The following is a 26,021-nucleotide window of genomic DNA, read 5'->3' as shown; positions in this document are numbered from 1 at the left end:
GCACAGGGACAGTCAGGATGATCCGGCACCGGATCGACGGCCGCGAGACCGCCGGCGCGTCAAGCCGCACCGCCCCGGTATGGAACCCCGCGACCGGCGCGCATCAGGCCGACGTGCTGCTGGCCGAGCCCGCCGACGTCGACGCCGCGGTACGGGCGGCGCGTGCCGCCCTGCCGGGCTGGGCCGACACCTCGGTCATGCGGCGGTCGCGCTTGATGTTCGCCTTCCGCGAGCTGGTCGACAAGCATCTCGACGACCTCGCGCGGCTGGTCTCCGCCGAGCACGGCAAGGTCCTCGACGACGCCAGGGGCGAGCTCGTCCGCGGCCTGGAGGTGATCGACTTCGCCTGCGGGATCCCGCACCTGCTCAAGGGCGAGTACTCCGACCAGGTCTCGACCGACGTCGACCTGTTCTCGTTCCGGCAGCCGCTCGGCGTCTGCGCCGGGATCACGCCGTTCAACTTTCCCGCCATGGTCCCGCTGTGGATGCATCCGATCGCGATCGCGACCGGCAACACGTTCGTGCTCAAGCCCTCCGAACGCGACCCGTCGGCGGCCAACCTCATCGCCGATCTCTACGCCGAAGCCGGTCTGCCCGACGGCGTCTTCAACGTCGTCCACGGCGACAAGGTCGCGGTCGACGCGATCCTCGACCATCCGGACATCGACGGCGTGTCGTTCGTCGGCTCGACGCCGGTCGCGCGGTACGTGTACGAGCGCGCGACCGCGGCGGGCAAGCGCGTCCAGGCGCTCGGCGGCGCCAAGAACCACGCCGTCGTGCTGCCCGACGCCGACCTCGACCACGCCGCCGATCACCTGGTCGCGGCCGGGTACGGCTCGGCGGGCCAGCGCTGCATGGCGATCTCGGTCGCCGTCGCGGTCGGCGACGTGGCCGAGCCGCTCGTCGAGCTGATGCGCGAGAAGGCGCAGGCGATCAAGGTCGGACCGGGGCTGGAGGCCGGGTCCGAGATGGGGCCGGTCGTGTCGGCGGAGGCGCTCGAACGGATCAGGGGCTACATAGACTCCGGCGTCGCCGCGGGCGCCGACCTCGTCGTCGACGGGCGCAAGCTCGACCTCGGGGGCGACGGCTTCTTCGTCGGGCCGACGCTGTTCGATCACGTCACGCCCGAGATGGACGTCTACCGCGACGAGATCTTCGGCCCGGTGCTCGTCGTCGTGCGGGTCGGCTCGCTCGAAGAGGCGATCGACCTGATCAACGGCAACAACCTGGCCAACGGCACGGCGATCTTCACCAGGGGCGGCCACGCGGCGCGCCTCTTCCAGCGCTCCGTGCAGGTCGGGATGATCGGCGTCAACGTGCCGATCCCGGTGCCCATGGCGTTCCACTCCTTCGGCGGCTGGAAGCAGTCGCTGTTCGGCGCGCACCACATGCACGGTCCGGAGGGCGTCGCGTTCTACACGCGCGCGAAGGCCGTCACCAGCCGGTGGCCGGAGGAGCGGGAGGACGGCCCGCGCCACCGCGGCGACCTCTCCTTCCCGACGGCGGTCTGACCGCACGGCCCGGCCTCGCGCCGCACCCCGCAGGCCCGGTCGGACGGCCCGGCCTCCGACCGGCCTCGCGCCGCACCCCGGAGGCCCACCCCCGCCCGGCGCGGGCTACGCCCGCGGGCGCGACCCGGGCAGCTCGATGTGCGCCCGGCTCACCGACGTGCTCTTCGCCAGCACCTGCAGCAGGTCGCGGCGCACGCGCTCGCACCGCGCGCGCATCGCCTCCCGGGCGGCGTCCGCGTCACGCGCGCGCAGCCCCTCGTAGACGGCCCCCAGCTCGCCGGGCGGGCTGGCGATGCCGGGATCGATCAACGCGGCCATGCGCAGAACCCGTTCCAGCTCGTCGAGCACGTCGACGATGGCCTTGCCGAGGCGAGGGTTGCCGCTGAAGTTGGCGATGATGCCCTCGAACTCGATGCCGGCCTGGAGCGACTCCTCCTGTTCCACTTCGCCCGCCGCGAGCGCGATGGGCACCTTGGACAGCGCTTCGAGCCGGTCGAGCGCCGGCGCCGTGACTCCGAGGCGCGCCGCGGCGGCGGCCGCCTCGCCGGACAGCAGGGTCCGCAGGGCGCACAGAGCGTCGGTGTCCTGCAGCGTGATCGGGCTGACGACGTAGCCCGCGCGCGGCAGCGCGGTCACGAGCCCGTCGCGCCGCAACCGGGCCAGCGCCTCGCGCACCGGCGTCTTGCTGATACGCCATTGCTCGGCGAGCGACGTCTCGGTGAAACTGCTGCCGGGCGGCAGCGTCAGGTCGATGATCTGGCGCCTGATCGCCCGGTAGGCCTGGCTCGTGCGGTCGAGGCCGGTCTCGTCCGTGCCGACCAGCAGCAGCGCGGGGATGTGCGGCGTTCCGCTGACCACGCCATGGATGTCGGACATCGCGCCAGAATACCAATGCGCGGCGTTGATACAGCAGCTCCGGCCGTCGTGCATCGGATAGAGATATTTATTCTTGTTGTTGATATCTCAGTATGCGATGCTTCGTTCCATGCAGCCAAACTCCTGGTCCCTTCCCGCCGCGAGCGACTTCCCGGCGCTGGGGGCGATGAGCACCCGAGCCCGCGCGGAGCGCGGCGCACGCGACGGTGTGCGGATGCTCCCGCTCGTCGGCGCCCCGATCCTGCCCATGCCCGAGCACGTACGGCGGGCGGTGGCGGACGCGATGGACCTGCCCGACCCGCGCGACACCCGCGGCCTGCCGGAACTGCGCGCCGCGATCGCCGCCGAACTGGAGCGCGAGCACGGCCTGAGCGTCGATCCCGAGCGCCGCCTGCTGATCACCCACGGAGCGATGCAGGGGCTCTCCCTCGTGCTGCGCACGGTGCTCGCACCGGGCGACGAGGTGATCGTGCCGACCCCCACCTACTTCTTCGACGGCGCCATCCGCGAGGCCGGCGCGACGCCCGTCGGCGTCCCGTCCCGCGAGAGCGACGGCTGGGCGCTCGACCTGGGCGGCCTGGAGGCCGCCGTCACCAGCCGCAGCCGGGCCGTGCTGCTGTGCAATCCGACCAATCCGACGGGCCATCTCCCCGACGCCGCCACCCTCGCGGCCGTGGTCGACCTCGCCGCCCGCCACGGGCTCCTCGTCATCTCCGACGACTCATGGCAGCACTTCACGTACGACGGCCACCGCTACCACCCGGTGGAGGCGTTCGCCGACCGCTGGCCGCACCTGGTCACCGTCACCAGCCTCAGCAAGTACTACGCGCTGGCGAGCTGGCGGCTCGGCTACGTGCTGGCGCCGCCCCCGATCATCGACGCGCTCAACCGCCGCTTCGAGTGGGAGGCGGTGTGTTGCGGAGTGGTTCCGCAGCGGGCCGCGGTCGCCGCCCTCACCGGCCCGCGCGACTGGCTCGACCTGGCGCTCTCCACGTACCAGGCCAAGCGCGACCTCGTCTGCGACGGCCTCGCCGCGAGCGGCTTCCCCCCGCCCGTACGGCCCACGGGCGGCGCCTTCCTGCTCGCCGACTGCTCACGCCTCGGTGAGACCCCGGCCGCCATCGACCGCGCACTCCTGCGGAACGGCATCGCGACCGTACGCGGCGCCGACATGCACGCCCCTGACACACATGTCCGCATCACGTTCGGCTCCGACGAGGGAACGCTCGCCGAGCTGATCCGCGGCCTCGAACAGGCCTCCCGAGCGTCCTGACGTGCCCGCCGACACGTGGGCGGCCAGGTGGCGGGACGGTTCATGACTCCTGTCATGTTGAGCCGATGACAGCCGCGACTGACCGCGGAACCGCGTTTGGATCATGCTGACGCCATGAACATCCGGACGCTTGGAAAGAACGCCTCGGCCGTCGCCCTGACCGCCGGGATGGTGCTGGCGGCCAGCCCCGCGCAGGCCGCACCCGCGCGGGAGGCCGGGCTCGACCGGCAGGCGCTGCGGCAGTCGCTGGACGCCGTGCACGAGGCCGGCATGTACGGCATCTACTCGACCGTCCGCGACGGCGAGCGCAGCTGGCGGGGCGCCTCCGGCGTGGCCGACGTCGCCACGAAGCGCCCCGTGCGCCCCGACATGGTGCACCGGGTCGGCAGCATCACCAAGACGTTCACCGCGGTGGCCCTGCTCCAGCAGGTGGCCCGCGGCGCCGTCGAGCTGGACGCCCCCATCGCCCGCTACCTGCCCGACGTGGTGCCGGGCGAGCGCGGCCAGAAGATCACCGTGCGCATGTTGCTCAACCACACGAGCCACATCGCCGATCACGTGGGCCCGGCCTTCCCCTCGCTGCTCCAGGGGACGTTCGAGAGCCTCGACGACAACCGTTTCCGCACCTTCTCCCGCCGGGAGCTGGTCGAGCTGGGCCTGGCCGCCACGCCCACCGGCGAGCCGGGCGCCACGCCGGGGATCTACTCCAACACCAACTACCTGATCGCCGGCCTGCTCCTGGAGAAGGTGACGGGCGAGAACGCCGAGCAGTACATCACCCGCAACGTCATCCGCAAGGCGGGGCTGCGGCACACGTCCTTCCCGCGCACGCCGGCCATCCCCGGCCCGCACTCCAAGGCGTACGAGTCGATGTTCGGCTTCATCGACCCGCCCAAGGACTACAGCGTCTACAACATGTCGTGGATCACCACGGCGGGCGCCGTCGTGTCCACGATGGACGACCTCAACCAGTTCTACCGGGTGCTGCTGCGCGGCGGGCTGATCGGCCCGGCGGAGCTGGCCGAGATGCAGAAGACCGTGCCCGTGGCCGGCGTGTCGGGCGCCTACGGCCTCGGCATCTACGCCACCGACCTGCCGTGCGGACGGTTCTGGGGGCACAGCGGCGGCGTCTTCGGCATGGCCACCGACTCCTACACCAGCCCGGACGGCGCCCGCCAGCTCTCCATGGGCGTCAACCGCACGAAGTACCAGAGCCTGGACGAGAACGGCAACATCGTGATCAGCCCGATCGACTACGCCACCGTCGACTACCTGCTGCTGGGGCTCTGCGGTCAGAGCGCGGCGCGCACGAAGGCGGCGCAGCCGCAGATCGTCCCGTTCGCCGTGGACCGGCTGGTCTCCGTCAAGCGCTAGCGTCACACCGCGGCCTACGCCGATGCCGCCGGCTCACCCCGGCGGCATCGGCATGCCGGGGGAGTGAGGGCGTGTGGCCGCGCCGGAAATCGGCGTGAAGAAAATCCACCGAGCGGCGAACACTGGGAGACAGTCGCCTTCGGAAGGACGCCATGACGGCACCACCTGACGCCAACGATGTGATGGAAGACGTCACCGTGGTCGAGCGGTCGTTGGACGATCCCGAGCTCTTCGCCCTCCTGTACGACCGGTACTTCACCGAGCTCTACCGCTACCTGGCCGCCCGGCTCGGCGGCGAGCAGGCCGAGGATCTGGTCGCGGACGCCTTCCTGCTCGCCTTCCACGGCAGGCACGCCTTCGACCCGCGGCTGGGCACCGTGCGGTCGTGGTTGTTCGGCATCGCCACGAACGTCGTGGCCCGGCACCGCCGCAGGGAGGGCCGCCGCCTGAACGCGCTCAGCAAGGTGGCGGCCGAGGACACCGCCGACGGGCCCGAGGACCAGGTGACCTCGCGACTTGCGGCGCTGGCCAGCCGCCCGCGGCTCGTACGGGGGCTGAGGGGCCTGGCGAAGGGCGATCGCGACGTGGTGTTCCTGCTCGTGTTCGGCCGGCTGGGCTACGAGGAGATCGCCACGGCCCTGGACATCCCGGTGGGGACCGTCGGATCCCGGATCAACAGAGCGCGCAGGAAACTGCGCAAGGCCCTCGGCGACGTCAACCCGATCGGGGAGTGGTGATGGACGAGTTGCAGCTGGTTGAGGCCGTGTTCGCGGAGCCCGAGCCGACGCCGGAGGCGGTGGCGAAGGGACGTGACCGCCTCCTCCGCCAGGCACGGGCGCCACGGCCGGAGCGCACGTGGCGCACCGCCCTGCCGATCCGGCGCGTCGCCCTGGCCGGCGCCATGGCGGTGCTGCTCACCGGCGGCATCATCGTCGGCCAGGTGGGCCTGGGCGGCTCCGGCCCGCGCACCCCCGGGCATCTGCTGGCCGCCCCTCCGGCCGACGCCAAGGCGCTGCTCACCCTGGCCGCGCGGGCCGCCGCGGACCGTCCCGACCCGGTGCCCGCCCCCGGCCAGTACGTCCACACCAGGACGCTGGCCCAGCAAAGCCTGCACACCAAGGACAAGTCGGGCGCGACGCAGTACACCAAGGTGATGGTCAACGAGGAGCGCTGGGAGGCCGCCGACGTGGGCATGCCCTGGCTGAGCCGCACACAGGCCCTGTCAGCCACGGGACCGGCGCCCCGGAGTTTCTGGGACCACGGCGTCGAGGACGTCCTCTCGGAGTCGCCGGGCTGCCCCGGCCGGCCGCCCTACGCTCGGCTGGCCACCTGGCCGACGGACCCCGCCCAGGTGCGCGCGAAGATCGTGGCCGACACGGGCGAGCAGCCGCTGCGCGTCTGGCGCGCACTTCAGGCCCTGGTCCGCGAGTCCGTGGTGCGCCCCAGCCTGGGCGCCGCGCTGTACCAGGTCGCGGCCGGGCTGGACGGCATCATGCTCATCGGCGACGCCGTGGACGCCGCCGGCCGCACCGGCCTGGCCGCCGCCATGGACGAGGGCGACGGCACCCGGTCCGAGCTGATCTTCGATCGGGAGACCTACCGCTACCTGGGCGAGCGCACGGTGAACACCAGGGACCACAAGGTGAAGGTGTCCTCCGGAGCCGAGTACACCGCGAAGAAGGGCACCGCGACGGGCACCGCCCTGCTCGCCGTCGACCTCGCTTCCGGCCTGCCCGAGGTGTCGCCGAAGGCGTCCCGCATGAAGATCCCCTGCTGAGACCTCTTCCCGTCTGATCCGGCCTTCCGGCCTTCCGGCCGGAGGTTCTGTTCCGCATGCCTTCCGATAGATCCGGCATGCAGTCAAAAGGAGAATATTGATGTTCATCGTCAAGGCGATCGCGGTCACCCTGCTCGCCGGCTCGTTCGGCAGTCCCGCTTCGCCGCCGTCCGGGGACACCGCGTACGACACGCAGACGAAGCTGGAGGCCAAGCGCGTCGCCTGCATGACGGAGCGGGGGCTGGACTACCTGGCCGCGCCGGAGCCGCGGCACGAGTGGCAGCCCGGGGAGCGGGAGCGGCTCGCGGGCGACCTGGACGCGCTGCGGGCGTACCGGGCCAAGTACGGCTTCGGCGTCTGGTCCCCGAACGTCTATCCGAAGGACAAGGTCGTCAACCCCGTCGGGCACGAGAACCCGAACAACAAGATGCTGATGTCGCTCTCGGCCGGCCAGTTGAAGAAGTGGCGCGCCGCCGACGACTCCTGCTTCTCCCAGGCGGTCAAGGAGGTGCTGGGCAAGACCGTCACCTCCCAGGACGACTACTACGACCAGCTCGAAGCGGCGACACAGAAGTCGTTGAGCGTGCTCGACCAGGACAAGGAGCTCGTCCGGCTGGGCAGGCAGTTCGCCGCGTGCCTGAGCGTCGAACCGGCCGAGCCGACCGCGCTGGACGGGCTGAGCCGCTCGAAGATCGTCCGGCAGGCGTCGGACGTCGCCAGGAAGGCATGGAAGGGCGAGCTGCCCAAGGCGCCCAAGGGCAGGACCATCACCTTCCGCCCGAACCTGAAGCCCGCGCAGGCCCGGCCGTACCTGGACAAGGAGATCAAGGCGGCGCTCAAGGACCTGGAATGCGGTAAGGACTTCTACCCGGCCTACTCTCCCGAGGCCATGGAGATCAGGTCGCGGGTCGACCAGGAGTTCGGCCGCTAGGCGCGGCCCGGGGACGCCGTCGCCGCCGGCCGGGAACGGTCGCGTCAGCGGCGGCGTCAGTGCGGTGACGGCCCCGTGTCAGGGCTCTTCGCGAGGGTTGACCCATTGACGCCGGACCGGACGGATCCGGCGGATCCACCACCGCGACAAGGAGACACGATCATGGCAATCGGCGGGAACGGCTTCTCCGAGCAGGGGCTGCGCAGGCTGCGCGAGGTGCTGGCCCGGCACGTCGACTCGGGGCGGATCCCGGGCCTGGTCGCCCTGGTGAGCCGCGGCGAGGAGACGCACGTCGAGGCGATCGGCACGATGCGGCACGACGGCGGCGCGCCCATGCGCCGCGACACCGTCTTCCGGATGGCCTCCACGTCCAAGCCCGTCTCGATCGCGGCGGCCATGGTGCTGGTGGACGAGTGCCGGCTGCGGCTGGACGACGTGGTCGACCCGTGGCTGCCCGAGCTGGCCGACCGGCGCGTGCTCACCAGCCCCGGCGCGCCGCTGGACGACACCGTCCCGGCCCACCGGCCGATCACCGTGCGGGACGTGCTGACCTCCACCTTCGGGCTCGGCATGGACTTCACCGCGCTGGGCAAGCCGATCATGAACGCGATCTTCGAGCGCGGCCTCACCCCGAACCTGCCGGTCGAGATGCCCGAGCCGGACGAGTGGATGCGCCGACTGGGCGAGCTGCCGCTGATGTACCAGCCGGGCGAGCAGTGGCAGTACCAGATCAGCAGCGACCTGGTCGGCGTGCTCGTCTCCCGGGTCACCGGCCGGCCGTTCGAGGAGTTCCTGCGCGAGCGCGTCTTCGAACCGCTCGGCATGACCGACACCGGCTTCCATGTGCCCGCCGACCAGATCGACCGGCTGCCCGCCCTGTACGCCCCCGACCCGGTCACCGGCGAGTTCCTCGTCTGGGACGAGCCCGAGGGCGGACGGTGGAGCAAGCCGCCGGCGTTCCAGGGAGGCGGCGGCGGCCTCGTCTCCACGGCCGACGACTACCACGCCTACTTCCGGATGTTGCTCAACGGCGGCACCCACCAGGGCACCCGCGTCCTGTCCCGGCCCGCCGTCGAGCTGATGACCACCAACCGGCTAACTCCGCAGCAGAACGACGCCCGTACCGCCCTGGCCAGGAACAACGTGCACATCTCCTTCGGCCAGGGGCAGCAGGGCGGCTGGGGCATGGGCATGGCGGTGCGCACCTACCGCGGTGACTACGCCCCCGTCGGCCAGTTCGGCTGGGACGGCGGCAGCGGCACCTCGGCCTACGCCGACCCGGTCAACGGGCTCACCGGCATCCTGCTCTGCCAGCTCGGCTACTCCGTCCCGAACCCGGCCCACCTGATGAACGACTTCTGGACCACCCTCTACCAGGCCCTCGACGACTGACACCGACCGGCGGTGCAAGCGCGTGGTCAGCCCCGCGCGACAGCGGTCCCTGTGCTGAGGCTGTCCCGACGTCAGCCTCACAAGGGAGGCCGACCGCTCACCTGTGCCGGGCCTCGGCGGTCAGCTCGCGCAGCCGGGCCGGGAACACCTGCCCGGCGGGCCCGGCGCCTCCGCGCCGCCGGGCTCACTCGTGCGGCCACAGGCCGGCCAGGCGGGCGATGCGGAGGCCGGCGTGCAGCTCCAGGCGGATCGACCCGTCCGTGATGTCGCAGCCGATGACCTCGCGGATGCGGTCGAGCCGGTAGTAGAGCGTGCTGCGGTGGATGCGCAGCCGCCGCGCCGCGCTCTGGATCTCGCCGCCGCTGTCGAGGTAGCCCTCCAGCGTCGCCGCGAGCTCGACGCCGTGCGGCGCGTCCAGCAGGCGCCGCACTCCGTCGGGGAACTGGCTCGGCGTCAGCCGGTCGAGCGGCAGCTGCAGGAACAGGCGGTCGAGGCCGAGCTCGTCCCAGAAGACGCGCTTGCCGTACCGCTGCGGATCGAGGCGCGAGGCACGCTGGGCGAGCCGGGCCTCGTGGTAGGAGTCGACCGCCTGCGCCAGCGACGGCCGCACGCTGCCCACGCCCGCCACGACCACCTCCAGACCCGGCCCGGCGAGCGCGCGTTCGAGCCTGTCGCGATTCACCGGACGCGGGAAGAGAACAATTCCTTCGGCCCCCAGAACGGCGCCGACGATTTTCACCGTCGTCGATCTCGTGGTGAATTCGAGAGTCGCCTCGACGGCCAGCCGGGTAATGGATCTGGGCGCCGAGTCGGGGGCCCGGAGAACGAGCACAGAATAATGCTCGACATCGTCGATGAGATTGTCCCGGACGAGTTTTCCGGCCGCCTCAGCGCGTTTCTCCGGCGATTCTCCGAGCAATTCCGCGAGCAGCTGCCGGGAATTCTCGGTGCCGTGCCGGCGGTCGGAGATGCGCAGCGACAGCAGCGCGCCCATTTCCGGCGCGGCGGACTCCAGCACCGCCAGGTCGTCGGCGCGCGGCGTGTCCCGGTCCTCGACGTAATAGACGTAGCCGAGCAGTTGCTGCTCATGACGCAACGGCAGCACGACCAGCTCGCCGTCGTCCTGGGGGACCCGCACGCCGTGCCGGGCCTGGCGCACGCGATGCTGCTCCACCAGTGGCTTCGTCAGCGGGGCGGTCGAGCCGGCGAGCAACCGGGCCAGCCGGGCGAGCCGCGCGTCGGTGTCGTGGACGCTGAACGCCGCGATCCTCAGGTCGTGATCGACCACCACGAGCGCCACGCCCAGGCGATCGGCCAGATCTTGCACGGCGTCATCAAGGCTCACCGGGGTTGCTCCTCTCCTGCGACACAGCGTCGGATCGGCGCCGACAACTAACGACAGATCGTACGAAGCGCATCAACGTGGTGTCCGTCTACGGTGGTGCGACAGCGCACAAGTTAGCAATGCGAGGGGTGCGGGTGGCAAGCCCCGCCGTCGCCCCGCGGGCCGATCACAGCCGTCCGCCCGATCAACAGATCATGCCGGGCAATGCCCGTACAGCACGGGAAGGAACCCATTCCAGTGACCGAGCGCACCGTCGAGACCAACGGCTATTCCACGTTTTTTCTGGAAAGCGGCGACGACGACCGCGAGACCGTGATCCTGCTGCACGGCGGCGGCCCCGGCGCCAACGCGGTGTCCAACTGGAGCGGCTTCATGCCCGCCCTCAGCGACGACTACCACGTGCTGGCTCCCGACCTCGTCGGCTACGGCCGCACCGACCATCCCGAGGACATGCCGGGCAGCCTGACCGGCTGGATGCGCATGCGGGTCGAGCAGGTGCTCGCCCTGATGGACGCCCGCGGCGTCGAGCGGGCGCACCTGGTCGGCAACTCGATGGGCGGCGCCCTGGCCATGCACCTGGTGATGACGGCGCCGCAGCGCTTCGACCGGATCTCCCTGATGGGCAGCGCGGGCGGGCACTCGCAGCCGACGCCCGAGGTCATGCGGATGGTGTCCTTCTACAAGGACCCGACGATCAGCGCCCTGGAGAACCTCACCAAGTGGTTCGTCCACGACGAGGACGCGCTCGGCACGTCGATCTCGGAGATCACCGAGACGCGTTACCAGGAGGTCATGCGGCCCGAGGTGCGGCGTTCCTTCGAGCGCTTCTTCTCCTCCTCGCCCGCCGAGATGGCCGTGCCACCGTCGGCGCTGCGCCGGATGCCGCACCCGTTCCTCGTCGTGCACGGCCGCGAGGACCGGTTCGTCACCCCCGACTCCAGTGTCTTCCTCCAGCAGCACCTGCCCAACGCGCAGCTGCACATCTTCCCGCACTGCGGCCACTGGGTGCAGATCGAGCGCGCCGCCGAGTACGCGGCGCTGCTGCGGGGCTTCCTCACCGACGCGTTCTGACCTCGTACGACAGGAGACATCAGGCATGGACATCAAGCAGCTCGGCTACCTCGGCCTGTCCGCGCGCGAGCCGGACGCCTTCACCGCCTACGCCACGGACATCCTCGGCATGCAGCGGGTCGCGGGGGAGGACGGCGCCACCCACTTCCGCATCGACGACGTGCACCACCGCATCACCGTCGAGGCCGGCGAGCAGGACGGCGGCGCCTACTACGGCTGGGAGGTCGCCGACGCCGGCGCGCTGAGCGCCGCGCTCGACGAGCTGAGCGACCACGGCGTCGTGGCCCGCCAGGCGACCCAGCGCGAGCTGGAGATCCGCCGCGTGGCCGGCATGGCGCACTTCCTCGACCCCGCCGGCAACCGGGTCGAGCTGTTCCACGGGGCCTCGGCGGGCGAGGGGCAGTTCACCTCGGCGCGCGACATCGAGCGGTTCGTCACGGGCGACCTCGGCCTCGGCCACGTGGTGCTGGCCAGCCCGGACGTGGCGGCCCAGCAGCGGTTCTACACCGACGTCCTGGGCTTCAAGATCAGCGACACGATGCGCAGGCCGTTCCAGGCCACGTTCCTGCACACCAACCCGCGCCACCACAGCATCGCCTTCGTGGACGGCCCGTTCTTCGGCATCCACCAGCCGTTCCTGCACCACTTCATGCTGGAGGTCCCCGACATGGACCAGGTCGGGCGCACCTACGACCTGGTGCTCGACCGCGACGTCCCGGTCACCATGACGCTCGGCCGGCACAGCAACGACCAGATGTTCTCCTTCTACGCCGAGTCCCCGGTGGGCGTGCACACCGAGTTCGGCAGCGGTGGCGTGCTCATCGACGACGCGACCTGGCAGGTCACCGAGATCCCCGGCCCGGACCTCTGGGGCCACCGGCACTGACGTCCCTCCCTTCTAGGAGCCATTGACATGGAAACCCTCACCCCCGTCGTGGAGACGGACGTGCTGATCGTCGGCGCCGGCCCGGCGGGCGCCACCGCCGCGGCGCTGCTGTCGACGTACGGCATCGCCAACGTGGTGCTCAACAAGTACGCCGGGGTCTCGAACACGCCTCGCGCGCACATCACCAACCAGCGCGGCGTCGAGGTGCTGCGCGACCTCGGGCTGGAGGGCGAGGTGACCAGGAACGCCACCCCGCAGCACCTGATGGGCGAGCACGTGTACGCCACCAGCCTCGCCGGCCAGGAGCTCGGCCGCCTGCGCACGTGGTACACCCACCCGCACTTCAAGGCCGAGCACGACCTCGCCAGCCCCTGCTCGGTGTGCGACCTGCCGCAGCACGTGCTGGAGCCCATCCTGGTCAACGCGGCCGCCGCGCGCGGGTCGTCGGTGCGCTTCAACACCGAGCTGCTGACGTTCACGCAGGACGACGACGGCGTGACCGCCCTGGTCAAGGACCGGCTGACCGGCCAGGAGTACGGCATCCGCAGCAAGTACCTGATCGGCGCGGACGGCGGCAACTCGACCGTCGCCGCGCAGGCGGGCCTGCCGCTGGTCGGCAAGATGGGGCTCGGCGGCTCGATCAACGTGGTGTTCGAGGCGGACCTCACCCGCTTCGTCGAACACCGTCCGGGCGACATGTACTGGTTCGTCCAGCCGGGCGTCGGCCACGACGGCAACGGCATCGGCGTGCTGCGCATGGTGCGCCCGTGGACCAAGTGGGTCGGCGTGTGGGGCTACGACGTCGAGGCCGGTCAGCCCTCGCTCACCGAGGAGGACGGCGTCCGCATCGCCCACCAGCTGATCGGCGACGACCAGGTGCCGGTGAAGGTCGAGTCGATCTCCACCTGGGCGGTCAACGACGTCTACGCCACCGACAACATGGCGGGCCGGGTCATCTGCGTCGGCGACGCCGTGCACCGGCACTCGCCCATGAACGGCCTCGGTTCCAACACCTCCATCCAGGACAGCTACAACCTGTGCTGGAAGCTCGCCATGGTGGTGCGCGGCGAGGCCGCCCCGGCGCTGCTCGACAGCTACCGGGACGAGCGGCTGCCGGTCGCCAGGCAGATCGTCCAGCGCGCCAAGCGCAGCGACGGGCTGATGCCGCCGATCTTCATGGCGCTGCGCCTGCCGCCCGCCTCCGGCGCGGAGGAACTGCGCGACGCCCTCGACGGCCTGCTCCTGCCGACGGCCGAGGGCGGCGAGCGGCGGCAGGCGTTCGACGCCGCGATGCAGGCCACGATCATGTGCTTCAACACGCACGGCGTCGAGACCAACCAGCACTACACCTCCGGCGCGATCGTGCCCGACGGCACGCCCGAGCAGCCCGCCCCCCGGGACGAGGAGGTCTACTACTTCGCCTCCACCCGTCCGGGACGCCACCTGCCGCACGTGTGGCTGACCAGGGACCAGCAGCGCGTCTCCACCTTCGACCTGTGCGGGCGGGGCCGGTTCACCCTGCTCACCGGCATCGGCGGCGCGGCCTGGCGGGAGGCGGCCGAGCGCGTCTCCGAGCGGCTGGGCGTGCCCGTCCGGGTGCGGTCGATCGGCCGCGGCTGCGACTACGAGGACAGCTACGGCGACTACCGCGCCCTGTCCGAGGTCGGCGAGGACGGGGTGCTCCTGGTCCGTCCCGACCACATGGTGGCCTGGCGGTCCGCGTCGATGGCGGACGATCCGGAGGCGGCGCTGAGCGCCGTGCTCGGCCGGATCCTCGGCCCGGCGACCAAGGAGTAGCGGGCCATGCGCATCGCGGTGGCCGGTGGCGGGCCCGGCGGGTTGTTCTTCGCCGCGCTGATCCGGCAGGCGGACCCGTCGTCCGAGGTGACCGTCTTCGAGCGCAACCGCGCCGACGACACCTTCGGCTTCGGGGTGGTCTTCTCCGACCGGACCCTGGAGGCGATCCACGAGGCGGACCCCGTGCTGCGCGCGGCCCTGGCCGAGCACGGCAGGCACTGGGACGACATCGAGGTCCGGCTGAAGGGCGAGCGGATCAGGTGCGGCGGCAACGGCATGGCCGCGGTCGTGCGGCGCACGCTCCTGCTGCTCCTGCAGGAACGGGCCCGCGCGGTCGGCGCGGACCTGCGGTTCTCCACCGAGGTGAGGCTCGCCGACCTGGCCGGCTACGACCTGGTGGTGGCCGCCGACGGGGCCTCCTCGCGGATCCGCGAGGAACTCGGCCCCGGCCTCGGCTCCCAGGTGGAGACCGCCGCGGCCAAGTTCATCTGGTTCGGCACCGACCACCTCTTCGACGGGCTCACCTTCGTCCACGAACGCGGCCCCGACGGCGTCTTCGCGGTGCACGGGTATCCGATCTCCGGCGCCATGTCGACGTTCATCGTGGAGACCGACGAGGCGTCCTGGCGGCGGGCCGGTCTCGACGCGTTCGACGAGAGCCGGCCGCCCGGGGTGAGCGACCTGCGCTCCAAGGCGTACCTGGAGACGCTGTTCGCCAAGCACATCGAGGGCGGCCGGCTGCTCACCAACAACTCCCGGTGGGCCAGTTTCCGCACCCGCCGCACCCGCCACTGGCACACGACGGCCCCGCGGCCCGTCGTGCTGCTCGGCGACGCCGCGCACACCGCGCACTTCTCCGTCGGCTCGGGCACCAAGATGGCCATGGAGGACGCCGTCGCGCTCGCGGGGGCGCTGGCCGGGCACCCCGGCGACCTGGCGGCCGCGCTGGCGAGCTACGAGCGGGCCGCGCAGCCGCCGGTCCGGCACATCCAGGACTCGGCGCGGCCCAGCCTCGCCTGGTGGGAGAGCTTCGGCAGCTACCACGACGCCCTGGAGCCGTGGCAGTTCGCCTACCACTTCCTGTCCCGCAGCATCTCCGACGCGCGCCTGGCCAGACGCGCGCCGGGGTTCGTGGCGTCGGCCCATCGCCGGTGGCGGGACCTGCACGGCGCCGCGCCCCTGGAGACGGGCTTCGAGGCCGCCGGGTGGTCGGCGTCCGGCCGGTTGCTCGACGTCCTGCCCGGCGCGGACGGCGCGCCCGCCGCCGTCCGGGGGAAGAACGATCTGCCGCTCTCCGCGACGCCGTTGCCCGGCGCGTGGGGCGCCCTGGTGGAGGCGCCGGACACCGAGGACGGGCTGCCCGACCTGTCCGGGCTCGCCGCGGCCGGGGCGACCCTGGTCGCCGTGCACGGCGGCACGGCCCTGACCCGTACCCGGCTGTGCGAGGAGGCACGGATGCGCGCGGGACTGCCCGCACTGCTGATCGAACCGGACCCCGACCGCGACCGGGCCCTGACCACGGTGCTCTCCGGCCGCGCCGACCTGGTCGGAGCGCTCTCATGACCGGCCTCGGACCCGGTCCGGGTGCTCCCACGGGCGATCTGGGTCCGTTGTTCGGGCCGCGGGGTGTCGCGGTGGTCGGGGCGTCCCGGGATCCGGGCAAACTGGGGGCCGCCATGGCCCGGTCGCTGTCCGGTTTCGGGGGGTTCCTGGCACTGGTGAACGCGCGCGACGACGCCATGCATCCGTCCGTCGGCGCCGCCGCCGCGGCGGGCCCCGTCGATCTCGCGCTGCTCTGCGTGCCCGCCGCGGCCTGCGCCGGCGTGCTCGCCGAGGCGGCGGAGGCGGGCGTGCGGGCCGCCGTCGTGTGCGGCGGCGGGTTCGCCGAGGCGGGCGGGGCCGGGATCGAGCACCAGCGACGGCTCGCCGCCGTCGCCCGGGACTCGGGCCTGTGCCTCCTCGGCCCCAACACCAGCGGCTTCCTCGCCCCGCACGCGCGGCTGACCGCCAGCTTCGTCCCCGGCGCCCACCGGGTGCGGCCGGGCGCCGTCGCCGTCGTGGCCGCCAGCGGCGGCGTCAACCACGCCCTGGCGTTCGCGCTGACCGAGGCGGGGCACGGCGTCAGCCTCGCCGTCGGCCTCGGGAACGCGGCGGGCGTCACCGCTCCCGACGTCCTCGACCACCTCGCCGGCGACCCCCGCACCACCGCCGTCGCGCTGCACCTGGAGTCGGTGGCGGACGGGCCCCGGCTGGTCGAGAGCGTGCGCCGCCTCACCGCGACCCGGCCGGTCGTCGCCCTGGTCGTCGGCCGGCACGACGTCGGGGCCTTCGCCGCCTCGCACACGGGGGCGCTGGCGACCTCCTGGCGCACCACGCGCGCCGCGCTGGCCCAGGCGGGGGCGGTCCTGGTGGACGACGAACGCGAACTCGTCGACGCCGTCGGCGCGCTCGCGGTGACGCGGGCCCGCCCGTGCGCCGACCCGGGGGTGGGTGTCGTGACCGCCCAGGCGGGTCCGGGCCTGCTGCTCCTCGACGACCTGCGCGGACGCGGGATCCGGGTGCCCGAGCTCGCTTCCGGCACCCGGGAGACCCTGGCCCGGCTGCTGCCGCCGCTGACCTTCCAGCGCAACCCGGTGGACACCGGCCGTCCGGGGCCCGAGCTGGGCGCGGTGCTCGCCGCCACCGGCGCCGACCCCGGCGTCCACGTCATCGCGGGGTACGTCCTGCACGAACCGGACGCGGTCGACGTCGTCGCCGCCGTCACCGAGGGCCTGACCGGGGGCGTCCCCGTCGTCCTCGGGCTGGCGGGCACGGGCGACGACGTCGTCCGGGACCGCATGGCCCTGCGCGGGTCGGGCGTCCCGGTGGCCGCCGACGCCCGCGGCGTCGCCGCCGCCACCGCCGCGCTGCTGGCCGACGCCCGCGCGCGGACGGCCCGCCCGGCCGCCTCCGCCCCCTGGCAGGCGCCGGCCGTCCCGGCCGCCCGGTACGACGAGCACATCGGCAAGGCCCTGCTCGGACGGCTTGGCGTGGCCACCATGCCCCGCCACGCCTGCGCGGACCGGGCCGCCGCCCACGCCGCCTTCGACTCCCTCGGGACGGCGGTCGCCGTCAAGCTGCTGGACGCCGACGTCCTGCACAAGACGGAGATCGGCGGCGTGCACCTGGGCGTGTCCACCTCCGCCGGCCTGGACGCCGCGCTCGACGCGCTGGACGCGGCGGGCGCCCGCCGCTACCTGGTGGAGGCCATGGCGCCGGCCGGGATCGATCTGGTCGTCGGCGCGCGGCGCGACCCCGTCTTCGGGCCCGTGGTGCTCGTCGGGCTGGGCGGCACGGTGGCCGAAGCCCTGGCCGACGTCGCCGTCCGGCTCGCCCCGCTGTCTCCCGGCGAAGCCGCCGGCATGGCGGCCGAACTGGCCGGGCGGGCCCTGCTCGCCGGGTGGCGCGGCGGCCCCGTCCTCGACCCCGACGACCTCGGCACGATCGTCTCCAGGCTCGGCGACCTGCTCGTCGCCAACCCGCTCCTGGACGAGATCGAGGTCAATCCGCTCCGGCTCACGCAGCGAGGTCTGATCGCGCTTGACGCCGTCATCCTCACCAGGAAGGCCGACGATGCCCACCCCGATCACTGAGCACACCGTGCCCTGGCCCGACGCCGACGTCACCCGTTTCACCGAACAGGGCTACTGGGCCGGGGTCGCGATCGGCACCCTGCTGCGGGAGGCCGCCGACCGCCATCCGGACGCCACCGCCCTGGTCGACGGGCCGGGGCTGCGCCTCACGTACGGCGAGCTGGCCGATCGCGCCGACGCCGCCGCCGTCCGCCTGCGCGACCTCGGCATCGCGCCGGGCGAGCGGATCGTCATGCAGCTGGGCAACTCGTGGGAGTTCGTCGTCCTCCTGCTGGCGTGCCTGCGCGCGGGCATCGTGCCGGTGATGGCGCTGCCCGCCCATCGCCGGGCCGAGCTGACGTATCTGGCCGTGCACGCCGAGGCGGTGGCGATCGCCGTCCCCGACCGGAGCAGGGATTTCGACCACCAGCGGCTCGCCCACGACCTCGCGGCCGACGTGCGCGCCGCCACCGGGGCCGGATGGCGGGTGCTGGTCGCCGGGGACGACATCGCGCCGGGAAGCGTCGACCTGCGGGCCCTGTGCGGCCCGCCCACCGGCCGGACCGGCGTCGACCTGCCCGCTCCCTCCTCCCGGGACGTGGCCGTCTTCCTGCTGTCCGGGGGCACGACCGGCCTGCCCAAGCTCATCGCCCGCACCCACGACGACTACGCCTACAACGCCCGGGCCAGCGCCGAGGTCGCCGGGGTCACGAAGGACTCGGTCTACCTGGTCAGCCTGCCCGCCGGGCACAACTTCCCGCTCGCCTGCCCGGGGATCCTCGGCGTCCTGCTCGCCGGGGGCCGGGTGGTCATGCTGCCCTCGCCCGAGCCGGCACGGGCCTTCGCCACGATCGAGGCGGAAGGCGTCACGCACACCGCAGTGGTGCCCGCGGTCGCCGGCCGCTGGCTGGAGCGGGCCGTCCAGCACGGCGCCGGGCAGCTCGCCACCCTGCGGGTCGTCCAGGTCGGCGGCGCCCGTCTCGCGGACGAGCTGGCGTGCCAGGTCGAACCGGTGCTCGGGGCGAGGTTGCAGCAGGTGTTCGGCATGGCGGAGGGCCTGCTGAACTTCACCCGCCTCGACGACCCCGTGGAGACGGTGTGCGGCACGCAGGGCCGTCCCCTGTGCCCCGCCGACGAGATCAGGATCGTGGACGAGCAGGACCGGGACGTGCCGGACGGCCGGCCGGGGCTGCTGCTCACCCGCGGGCCGTACACCCCTCGCGGGTACTACCGGGCGGCGGAGCACAACGCCCGCTCCTTCACGGGCGACGGCTGGTTCCGCACGGGTGACATCTGCCTGCGCACCCCCGAGGGCAACCTCGTGGTGGCCGGCCGCGACAAGGACATGATCAACCGGGGCGGGGAGAAGATCTCCGCCGAGGAGATCGAGAACCTCGTGTACCGGCTTCCCGCCGTGAGCCAGGTCGCCGCCGTGGCCATGCCGGACCCCGTGCTCGGGGAGCGCGTGTGCGTGTACGTCGTGCCGCGGGCCGGGGCGACGGTCACGCTGGAGGAGATCCGGGCGCGGATGGAGAGCGCGGAGGTCGCCCGCTTCAAGCTGCCCGAACGGCTCGTCGTCGTCGAGGAGCTGGCCTGGACCAAGGTCGGGAAGATCGACAAGAAGGCCCTCAGGACCGACATCGCCGACCGCCTCAAGGCCGAGCTTGCTGGAGGGTGACGAAGCCCGCCGCCGCTCCGGCGCGTACGGTCGGCGAGCGTTCCTGCTCGGTGCGTGCTCGTCGGCCGCGTAGCGCCATGTCAGGACCGGCGCGGCGGCTCCACGGACTTTTTGCGTGACCGAAATCCCGATAAATACGGGCTTGTGGTGGATTACGGCGCTCGGGAAGGATGCTGGGAGGTGGACGGTGATCCCGTCCGATCGCAGGCGAGACGAAGGACGCCGGATGACCCAGGCCGACGCGGTTGCATCACTCGTGGAGCGCAGGTTAGGCCGCGCCCTCGATCCCGATCTCAACTTCTTCGAAGCCGGTTTCGACTCGCTCGCGCTGGTCGAGCTGCACGAGGAGATCACTGAGGCGCTGGGCCTGAAGCTGCCGGTCACCGCGATGTTCACCCACCCGAACCTGCGTGCGCTCTCGCAGCTGATCGCGAAGGGCCAGGCGCCCGCCCCGGCCAGGCAGGACGGCGCCCGCCGCCGTCCGCTGGGCGGCAGCCGCCGCGACGTGCGCGCCAGGATCCGCGAGGAAGGTCGGTGACCTCGCACGAACAGCCCGTCGCGGTGATCGCGGTGGGGCGTTTCCCGCTGGAGGCCGGGGCGGCCGAGGAGGCCGGGCACGATCCCGGAGCGCAGGTCGTCCGGCTGTACGGCGGGGTGGGCAAGGCGTGCGCGGCGCTGCTGGCGGGGGAGTGCGAGCTCGCCGTGACCGACGCCGGCGAGCTGCCGCCCGGAACGCTGCGCGGCACCCTGGTCCTGCGGCTGCTCGACCGGGCGTTGCTCGACGGCGACCTGGTGCACCGGGTGATCTGGCCCGACGACCTGGAGGTCGAGGAGGGCTACCCGCCGGTGCACGCGCCGGGCGACGGCCGTCCGCGGGTCGTGGTGTGGTCCGGCCGCACCCGCGAGGAGGCCGAGTCGGTACGGCGCAGCCTGGCCGGCTTCTTCGCCGGGCTGCCGGAGGACCGCTACGCCGACGTGGCGGGCACTCTCCAGCAGGGACGCGTCCACCACCCCGTGCGCGGCGCGGTGGTCTGCCGGAGCGCCGCGGAGGCCGCCCTCGCGCTGGGCCGGGAGCACGCCTACGAGCGGGAGCCGGTCCGCCTGACCCTCTCCGCCGGGACGGCCGGCCTGTACGGCGTGGAGCCGGTGTTCACCCAGGCCGTGGACGTGTGCGAAGAGGTACTCGAAGCCCGCGGCGTCCAGGCGTCACCCGCCCTCACCGCCGCCTACGGGCTGGCGGCCACCCTCGCCGCCTGGGGCGTCCTGCCGGACGTCCCGGACCCGGCGGCCCTCGCGGACGACCCCTCGCCGCACGACACGCTCGCCGCCCTCACGCGGGCGAACGCCGGGGCCGAGGTCGAGGCGGGTCCCGACCGGGCGGGGCTGCTGGCCGCCGTGGCCAGGTTCTGGACGGGCGGCGGCCGGGTGGACTGGGCCGCGCTCGACCCCGATCATCCGCTGCAACGCGTCCCCGTCCCGAGGCCGCAGCCGGAGCTGCCCGCCTCCGTGGAGGAGCCGCGCCCGCTGTCGGCGGTGCCGTACTCGTTCTGGGTGCTGGAACAGCTCGCGCCGGACAGCGGCGTGTCGAACCTGGCGGTGGCGCTCAGGTTCGAGACGCCGCTGCGCCGGCTGCCGCTGCAGATCGCGGTGAACCGGCTGGTCAAGCGGCATCCGGCGCTGCGCCTGCGGTTCCCCGTGGTGGACGGGACGCCCGTCCGGCACCTGGTGGCCCCCCAGGACGCCCAGCTGAAGGTCGAGACCCGGGCCACGACGGAGGAGACGCTGGTCGCGGACCTGCGGTCCTTCCTGGACGAGCCCTTCGACCTGGGCCGCGACCTGCTCATCAGGGTGGGACACTTCACCCTGCCCGACGGCGCGGGAACCGTGGTGTGCCTGGCCGGCCACCACATCATCATCGACGGCACCTCCATGCAGCTCCTGGTGGAGGAGCTGGGCCGCTTCTACGACAGCCAGACCGGGCACGGCTCGCTGCCCCCGGAGCTGGCGGGGCCCGCGCCGATGCTGGAGCCGGGGGAGCCGTCGGAGGAGTCGATCGGCTACTGGCTGGACCGGCTCGACGGCGTCGACCCCGCCGCCATGGTGCTGCCGGGCAGCCGGCACTCGCCGGGCCGTCCGACGTTCGCCGGGCACACCTGCTCCTGGCAGGTGGACGCCGAGACGGTGGCGGCCCTGGACGAGCTGCGCGCCAGGCTGCGCACCACCGGCAACATCGTGCTGGCCACCGCCTTCCTGCTGACGCTGCGCGGGCACGGCGCCGGCCCGGACCTGGTGATCGGCATGCCGGTCAGCACCAAGACGGGCGAGCAGCACCGGCGCGTCGGCTACGCCGTGAGCACCCTGCCGCTGCGCGTCCACGTCGAGCTGGACGACGACTTCGAGCAGGTCGCCAGGCGCGTGGAGGAGGCGTTCGCGGAGGGCGTCGAGCACGCCGGGGCCTCGGTGGAGGCGGTGCTGACCCGCCGCGGGCACGGCACGGACGACTGGCGGGTCCCGCTGTTCCGGCACATGTTCAACTACCGGCCCTGGAGCGACGAGAAGGTGCACATCCAGGGCGAGGTGCCCGGATACGTCGACAACCTGATCGACCGCAGCCGCCTGGACATGCAGTGCAACGTCATCCAGGAGCCGGACCGGCTCACCGTCCGCATGGTGCACAGCACCGAGGTGCACGACGAGGACGAGATCGCGGCGTTCACCGCCAGGCTGTGCGCGGTGGTGCGGCAGGCGGCGCGCGGCGGCGTGCCGGACGTGTTCTCCCCGGCCGACCGGGCGCTGCTCGACCGGGTCAACGACACGGGCCGTGCCTGGCCGGGCACGCTGGCCGGGCGCATCGTGCCGGGCCCGGCCGTGGCGGTGCGCGAGGGCGGCCACGAGGTCACCTACCACGAGCTGCTGGGGCGCGCGGCCGCGGTCCGCGACCTGCTGCGCGAGCGAGGGGTGGGTGGCGGCGACGTCGTCGCCCTGGCCCTGGGACGCTCGGCGGACCTGGTGGCGGCGGTCCTCGGCGTGTGGCAGGCGGGAGCCGCGTTCCTGCCGCTGGACGTGCGGCAACCGGAGTCGCGCCTGGCCTTCCAGGTGGCCGACTCGGGGGCGCGGCTGGTCGTCGCGGCGGGCGATCCGCACTGGGCGGGCGGGACGCCGGTCGTGCCGATGCCCGGCACGCCTGGGCAGCCCGGACCCGCCGAAGCCGGGAACATCGCCTATGTCATCTACACCTCCGGCTCCACCGGGCAGCCCAAGGGCGTGCAGGTCACCCACGGGAACCTGACGAACCTCGTGCTCGACTTCGCCGACCGGCTGGGCGCGCCCACCAGCGTCCTGTGGTCCACCACCACCTCCTTCGACATCTCCTGGCTGGAACTGCTGCTGCCGCTGGCCTCCGGCGGCACCGTGGTCGTGGCCTCCGACGAGGACCAGCTGCAGCCGGGCAGGTTCCTGGAGCTGATCGCCGGGAGCGACGTCCAGGTCGTGCAGGCCACCCCCACCGCGTGGCGGCTGATCGCGCCGGAGGCCGGGCGCGAGCTGGCCGGGCGCACGGTGCTGTGCGGCGGCGAGCCGATGCCCGCCGTCCTGGCCAGGGACCTGCTGGAGCTGGGCTGCCGGGTGTTCAACGTCTACGGGCCGACCGAGACGACCATCTGGTCCACCGCCGCCGAGCTGCGCGAGCCGCCGCTCGACCCGGTGCCCGCCGGGGAGCCGCTGGCCAACACCCAGATCTTCGTCACCGACGCCGCGGGCCGCGAGCTGCCGCCGGGCGTGCCGGGCGAGCTGTGCGTCGCCGGCGCGGGAGTGAGCGCGGGCTACCTCGACCGGCCCGAGCTGACGGCACAGCGCTTCGGGCGCCACGACCGGTACGGCCGGTTCTACCGGACCGGCGACCGCGCGCGCATCCGCCACGACGGCGGGTTGGAGCTGCTCGGCCGCGACGACCGGCAGATCAAGCTGCGCGGCCACCGCATCGAGCTCGGCGAGGTCGAGGCCGCGCTGCACGAGCACGCGGCGGTGCGCACGGCCGCGGTGATCCTCGACGGCGACCCGCAGACCGACGGACGGCTCGCCGCCTTCCTGGAGGTCACCGGCGAGACCGCCGAGGAAGAGCTGTGGCGCTTCGCCAGGACGCGGCTGCCCGACTACGCCGTCCCCACCCGGTACATCGTCACCGGCAGGCTGCCCACCACGGCCAATGGCAAGATCGCCTACCGCGAGCTGAAGGTGCCCGACGAGGGCCGCGCCCCGGCGCGGGAGGCGGGCGACGGGCTGGTCCAGCAGGTGGTGGCGCTGTGGAGCGAGGCGCTGAACCGGCCAGGGCTCGGGCCGCACGACAACTTCTTCCTCAACGGCGGCCACTCCGTGCTGGCCGTCCGGCTGATCGGCCCGCTGGAGGAGCTGGCGGGCCGCGCCGTCTCGGTACGGGCCGTGTTCGACCATCCGACGCCGGCCGAACTGGCCCTGCACCTGGGGGAAGCCCGATGACGCCGTGGTACGTCCAGGTCAAGGAGGGGGAGCGGGCGCTGGTCGCCTTCCCGCACGCGGGCGGCGGTCCGGCCTCGCTCGGCGAGCTCGCCGGGCACTTCCCGCCCGAGGTGGGCCTGTGGTCGGTCAACCTGCCGGGACGCCAGGCCAGGCTCGCCGAGGAGCCGCGGACCGACCTCGACGGGCTGGTCGACGACCTGGCGCGCGACCTGGCCGGATGGCGGGAGCCGTACACGCTGTTCGGCTACTGCAGCGGGGCGCTGCTGGCCTTCCTCGTCTGCCGGCGCGTGGTCGAGCTGGGCGGGCGGCCGGAACGGCTGGTCGTGGGCTCGTTCGCCGCGCCGGACGTGACCCTGCTGCTGCGCCGCCTGCCGTCGTTGCCGTCGTGGCTGTTCTGGGAGCAGCTGATCGAGCTCGGCGGCGTCCCGCCGGAGCTGGCCGACCGGGAGGCGCTCTGGCCGGTGCTGGAGCCGGCGCTGCGCGCCGACTTCGGGCTGCTGGCCGGCTACCACCACCGGCCGGAGCCGCCGCTGCCGGTGCCGATCTCCGTCCTGTACGGAGCCAGGGACGCCTCGCTGACCAGGGGCGGCCTCCTGGGCTGGCGGCGGCAGAGCGTGCACAGGCCCGCGTTGAAGGAGCTCGACTCCACCCACTGGCTGGCCGAGGAGACCCCCGACGCCCTGGCCGCCGCGATCGTTGAGGAGATGGGATGCGCCTCGGTTACAGCATGAGCTACTGGGGCGGCGCGGGCCTCGGCCCCGCCGACCACCTGGCGCTGGTCCGCGAGGCGGAGGCCCTGGGCTATTCGTCCGTGTGGGCGGCCGAGACCTACGGGACCGACCCGGCGACCCTGCTGGCCTGGATCGCCGGGCAGACCGAGCGCATCGCGCTCGGCACCGGCGTGCTGCAGATGTCGGGACGCAAGCCCGTGGTCGCCGCGATGACGGCGGCCACCCTCGACCAGGTCTCCGGCGGCCGCGCCCGGCTGGGCGTGGGCCCGTCCGGCCCGCAGGTGGTCGAGGGCTGGCACGGCGAGCGCTTCGAACGGCCGCTGGCCCGCGCCCGCGACTACCTCCAGGTGGTGCGCAAGGCGCTGGACGGCGAGCCGGTGTGGCACGAGGGCCCCACGATGACGCTGCCGCTGCCCGGCAGCGAGGGCAAGGAGCTGACGCTGGCCGTCGCGCCGGTGCAGGAGCGGCTGCCGGTCTACCTGGCCGCGATGGGCCCGAAGACGGTCGCGCTGGCCGGCGAGCTCGCCGACGGCTGGCTGGCCATCCACTTCCCGCCCGACCACCTGGCCCGGATGGCCAAGCACCTGAACGGCGCCGACCTGGACGTCGCGCCCATGGTGCTCACGCTCGTCGAGGAGGACCAGGAGCTGGCCTACGACATGATGCGGCCCATGCTCGCCCTCTACCTCGGCGGCATGGGCTCGCGCCGGACCAACTTCTACAACCGCCTGGCCGCCACGCTCGGCTTCGAGCAGGAGGCCGCCCGCATGCAGGAGGCATTCCTGGACGGACGGCAGGGCGAGGCCATGGCGATGCTGCCCGACGCGCTGGTGGACGCGATGACCATGTGCGGCCCCGCGGGCAAGGTGCGCGAGCGGATGGCGGCCTACCAGGAGGCGGGCGCGACCACGCTGATCGTCGGCCTGGTCACGCCCACCCGGCGGCTGCGCAGCCGTCAGCTGCGGCTCATTGCGAGTCTGGCTCCGGCATCCCGATGAGCTTGGCCAGCGGCGACCAGGCCATCGCCGCGATCGGCACGAGAGCGCCGATGGCGATGACCACCCACAGCGTCGTACGCGTGCCCACGGCGCCGGCCAGCAGGCCGGCGCCGAGCGCGCCCAGCGGGGCGGGGATCAGGCCCAGCGAGTAGATCGAGGCCACCACCCGGCCCTGGAGGTGCGGCGGGGTGACCGTCTGCACCAGGCTGGTGTTGGTGACGAAGAAGATCTGCGAGCTGACGCCGCTGACCAGCTGCGCGACGACGAGCATCGCCA

At 73.0% G+C, this 26,021-nt stretch carries 20 protein-coding genes (1 of these 20 running past the window's edge); 17 read left to right on the top strand and 3 right to left on the bottom strand.

Annotated elements, in window-relative coordinates:
- The first annotated feature begins 17 nt into the window (after positions 1-17).
- A complete protein-coding gene (locus AB0J46_RS35310; protein ID WP_364338539.1) occupies positions 18-1,511 on the top strand; it encodes a CoA-acylating methylmalonate-semialdehyde dehydrogenase in 1,494 nt (497 codons plus the stop codon).
- A 105-nt stretch (positions 1,512-1,616) separates the two neighbouring features.
- On the opposite strand, the gene AB0J46_RS35305 is transcribed toward AB0J46_RS35310, so the two are convergent.
- The gene (locus AB0J46_RS35305) at positions 1,617-2,387 is read right to left on the bottom strand and encodes a GntR family transcriptional regulator (RefSeq protein ID WP_364338432.1); all 771 of its coding nucleotides are present in this window, start codon (positions 2,385-2,387) and stop codon (positions 1,617-1,619) included.
- A gap of 109 nt (positions 2,388-2,496) precedes the next feature.
- On the opposite strand from AB0J46_RS35305, the gene AB0J46_RS35300 reads away from it, so the two are divergent.
- The 6 genes from AB0J46_RS35300 (at position 2,497) to AB0J46_RS35275 (ending at position 9,134) form a co-directional block, all read left to right on the top strand.
- Positions 2,497-3,660: a pyridoxal phosphate-dependent aminotransferase gene (locus tag AB0J46_RS35300; protein ID WP_364338431.1), complete on the top strand. Its 1,164-nt coding sequence runs from the start codon at positions 2,497-2,499 to the stop codon at positions 3,658-3,660.
- A gap of 114 nt (positions 3,661-3,774) precedes the next feature.
- Entirely contained in the window at positions 3,775-5,034 is a 1,260-nt protein-coding gene (locus AB0J46_RS35295; RefSeq protein ID WP_364338430.1) for a serine hydrolase domain-containing protein, read from the top strand.
- Positions 5,035-5,186: 152 nt separating this feature from the next.
- Positions 5,187-5,771 (top strand): RNA polymerase sigma factor, encoded by a 585-nt coding sequence (locus tag AB0J46_RS35290; RefSeq protein WP_364338429.1) that lies wholly within the window; start codon positions 5,187-5,189, stop codon positions 5,769-5,771.
- Positions 5,771-6,811: a CU044_5270 family protein gene (locus AB0J46_RS35285; RefSeq protein WP_364338428.1), complete on the top strand. Its 1,041-nt coding sequence runs from the start codon at positions 5,771-5,773 to the stop codon at positions 6,809-6,811. The genes AB0J46_RS35290 and AB0J46_RS35285 overlap by 1 nt, the downstream gene beginning before the upstream one ends.
- Positions 6,812-6,911: 100 nt before the next feature.
- A complete protein-coding gene (locus AB0J46_RS35280; protein WP_364338427.1) occupies positions 6,912-7,742 on the top strand; it encodes a hypothetical protein in 831 nt (276 codons plus the stop codon).
- Positions 7,743-7,904: 162 nt separating this feature from the next.
- A complete protein-coding gene (locus AB0J46_RS35275) occupies positions 7,905-9,134 on the top strand; it encodes a serine hydrolase domain-containing protein (protein ID WP_364338426.1) in 1,230 nt (409 codons plus the stop codon).
- Positions 9,135-9,318: 184 nt separating this feature from the next.
- Here the strand turns inward: AB0J46_RS35275 and AB0J46_RS35270 are convergent, their stop codons facing one another.
- The gene (locus AB0J46_RS35270; protein WP_364338425.1) at positions 9,319-10,479 is read right to left on the bottom strand and encodes a helix-turn-helix domain-containing protein; all 1,161 of its coding nucleotides are present in this window, start codon (positions 10,477-10,479) and stop codon (positions 9,319-9,321) included.
- Between the two features lie 237 nt (positions 10,480-10,716).
- Between AB0J46_RS35270 and AB0J46_RS35265 the strand changes: the two genes are divergently transcribed.
- The 10 genes from AB0J46_RS35265 (at position 10,717) to AB0J46_RS35220 (ending at position 25,745) form a co-directional block, all read left to right on the top strand.
- Complete coding sequence (locus AB0J46_RS35265; protein WP_364338423.1) at positions 10,717-11,550, top strand: alpha/beta hydrolase; 834 nt, start codon at positions 10,717-10,719, stop codon at positions 11,548-11,550.
- Positions 11,551-11,575: 25 nt separating this feature from the next.
- Positions 11,576-12,436 (top strand): VOC family protein, encoded by an 861-nt coding sequence (locus AB0J46_RS35260; RefSeq protein ID WP_352354591.1) that lies wholly within the window; start codon positions 11,576-11,578, stop codon positions 12,434-12,436.
- A 27-nt stretch (positions 12,437-12,463) separates the two neighbouring features.
- On the top strand, positions 12,464-14,233 hold the full coding sequence (locus AB0J46_RS35255) for an FAD-dependent monooxygenase (RefSeq protein ID WP_364338421.1): 1,770 nt from the start codon (positions 12,464-12,466) through the stop codon (positions 14,231-14,233).
- A 6-nt stretch (positions 14,234-14,239) separates the two neighbouring features.
- Positions 14,240-15,796: an FAD-dependent monooxygenase gene (locus tag AB0J46_RS35250; RefSeq protein WP_364338420.1), complete on the top strand. Its 1,557-nt coding sequence runs from the start codon at positions 14,240-14,242 to the stop codon at positions 15,794-15,796.
- A 71-nt stretch (positions 15,797-15,867) separates the two neighbouring features.
- A complete protein-coding gene (locus AB0J46_RS35245; protein ID WP_364338419.1) occupies positions 15,868-17,865 on the top strand; it encodes an acetate--CoA ligase family protein in 1,998 nt (665 codons plus the stop codon).
- Positions 17,846-19,522, top strand: coding sequence for an AMP-binding protein (locus tag AB0J46_RS35240; RefSeq protein WP_364338417.1), 1,677 nt, complete (start codon positions 17,846-17,848; stop codon positions 19,520-19,522). Before AB0J46_RS35245 ends, AB0J46_RS35240 begins: the two co-directional genes overlap by 20 nt.
- A gap of 226 nt (positions 19,523-19,748) precedes the next feature.
- The gene (locus AB0J46_RS35235; RefSeq protein WP_364338416.1) at positions 19,749-20,060 is read left to right on the top strand and encodes an acyl carrier protein; all 312 of its coding nucleotides are present in this window, start codon (positions 19,749-19,751) and stop codon (positions 20,058-20,060) included.
- Positions 20,057-24,016, top strand: a complete 3,960-nt coding sequence (locus AB0J46_RS35230) for an amino acid adenylation domain-containing protein (protein WP_364338415.1) — start codon at positions 20,057-20,059, stop codon at positions 24,014-24,016. The genes AB0J46_RS35235 and AB0J46_RS35230 overlap by 4 nt, the downstream gene beginning before the upstream one ends.
- The gene (locus AB0J46_RS35225; RefSeq protein WP_364338414.1) at positions 24,013-24,747 is read left to right on the top strand and encodes an alpha/beta fold hydrolase; all 735 of its coding nucleotides are present in this window, start codon (positions 24,013-24,015) and stop codon (positions 24,745-24,747) included. Before AB0J46_RS35230 ends, AB0J46_RS35225 begins: the two co-directional genes overlap by 4 nt.
- On the top strand, positions 24,726-25,745 hold the full coding sequence (locus AB0J46_RS35220) for an LLM class F420-dependent oxidoreductase (RefSeq protein ID WP_364338413.1): 1,020 nt from the start codon (positions 24,726-24,728) through the stop codon (positions 25,743-25,745). The genes AB0J46_RS35225 and AB0J46_RS35220 overlap by 22 nt, the downstream gene beginning before the upstream one ends.
- On the opposite strand, the gene AB0J46_RS35215 is transcribed toward AB0J46_RS35220, so the two are convergent.
- Positions 25,714-26,021: the 3' portion of an MFS transporter gene (locus AB0J46_RS35215; RefSeq protein WP_364338412.1), read on the bottom strand. It continues 961 nt past the right edge of the window; only the last 308 of its 1,269 coding nucleotides appear in the window; its start codon lies off the right edge, out of view — the gene reads right to left on this strand; its stop codon occupies positions 25,714-25,716. The genes AB0J46_RS35220 and AB0J46_RS35215 overlap by 32 nt on opposite strands.

Origin of the sequence: Nonomuraea sp. NPDC049758 (assembly GCF_040674635.1) — a bacterium.
Lineage (GTDB): Bacteria > Actinomycetota > Actinomycetes > Streptosporangiales > Streptosporangiaceae > Nonomuraea.
This window is presented reverse-complemented; position numbering and strand designations above follow the sequence as displayed.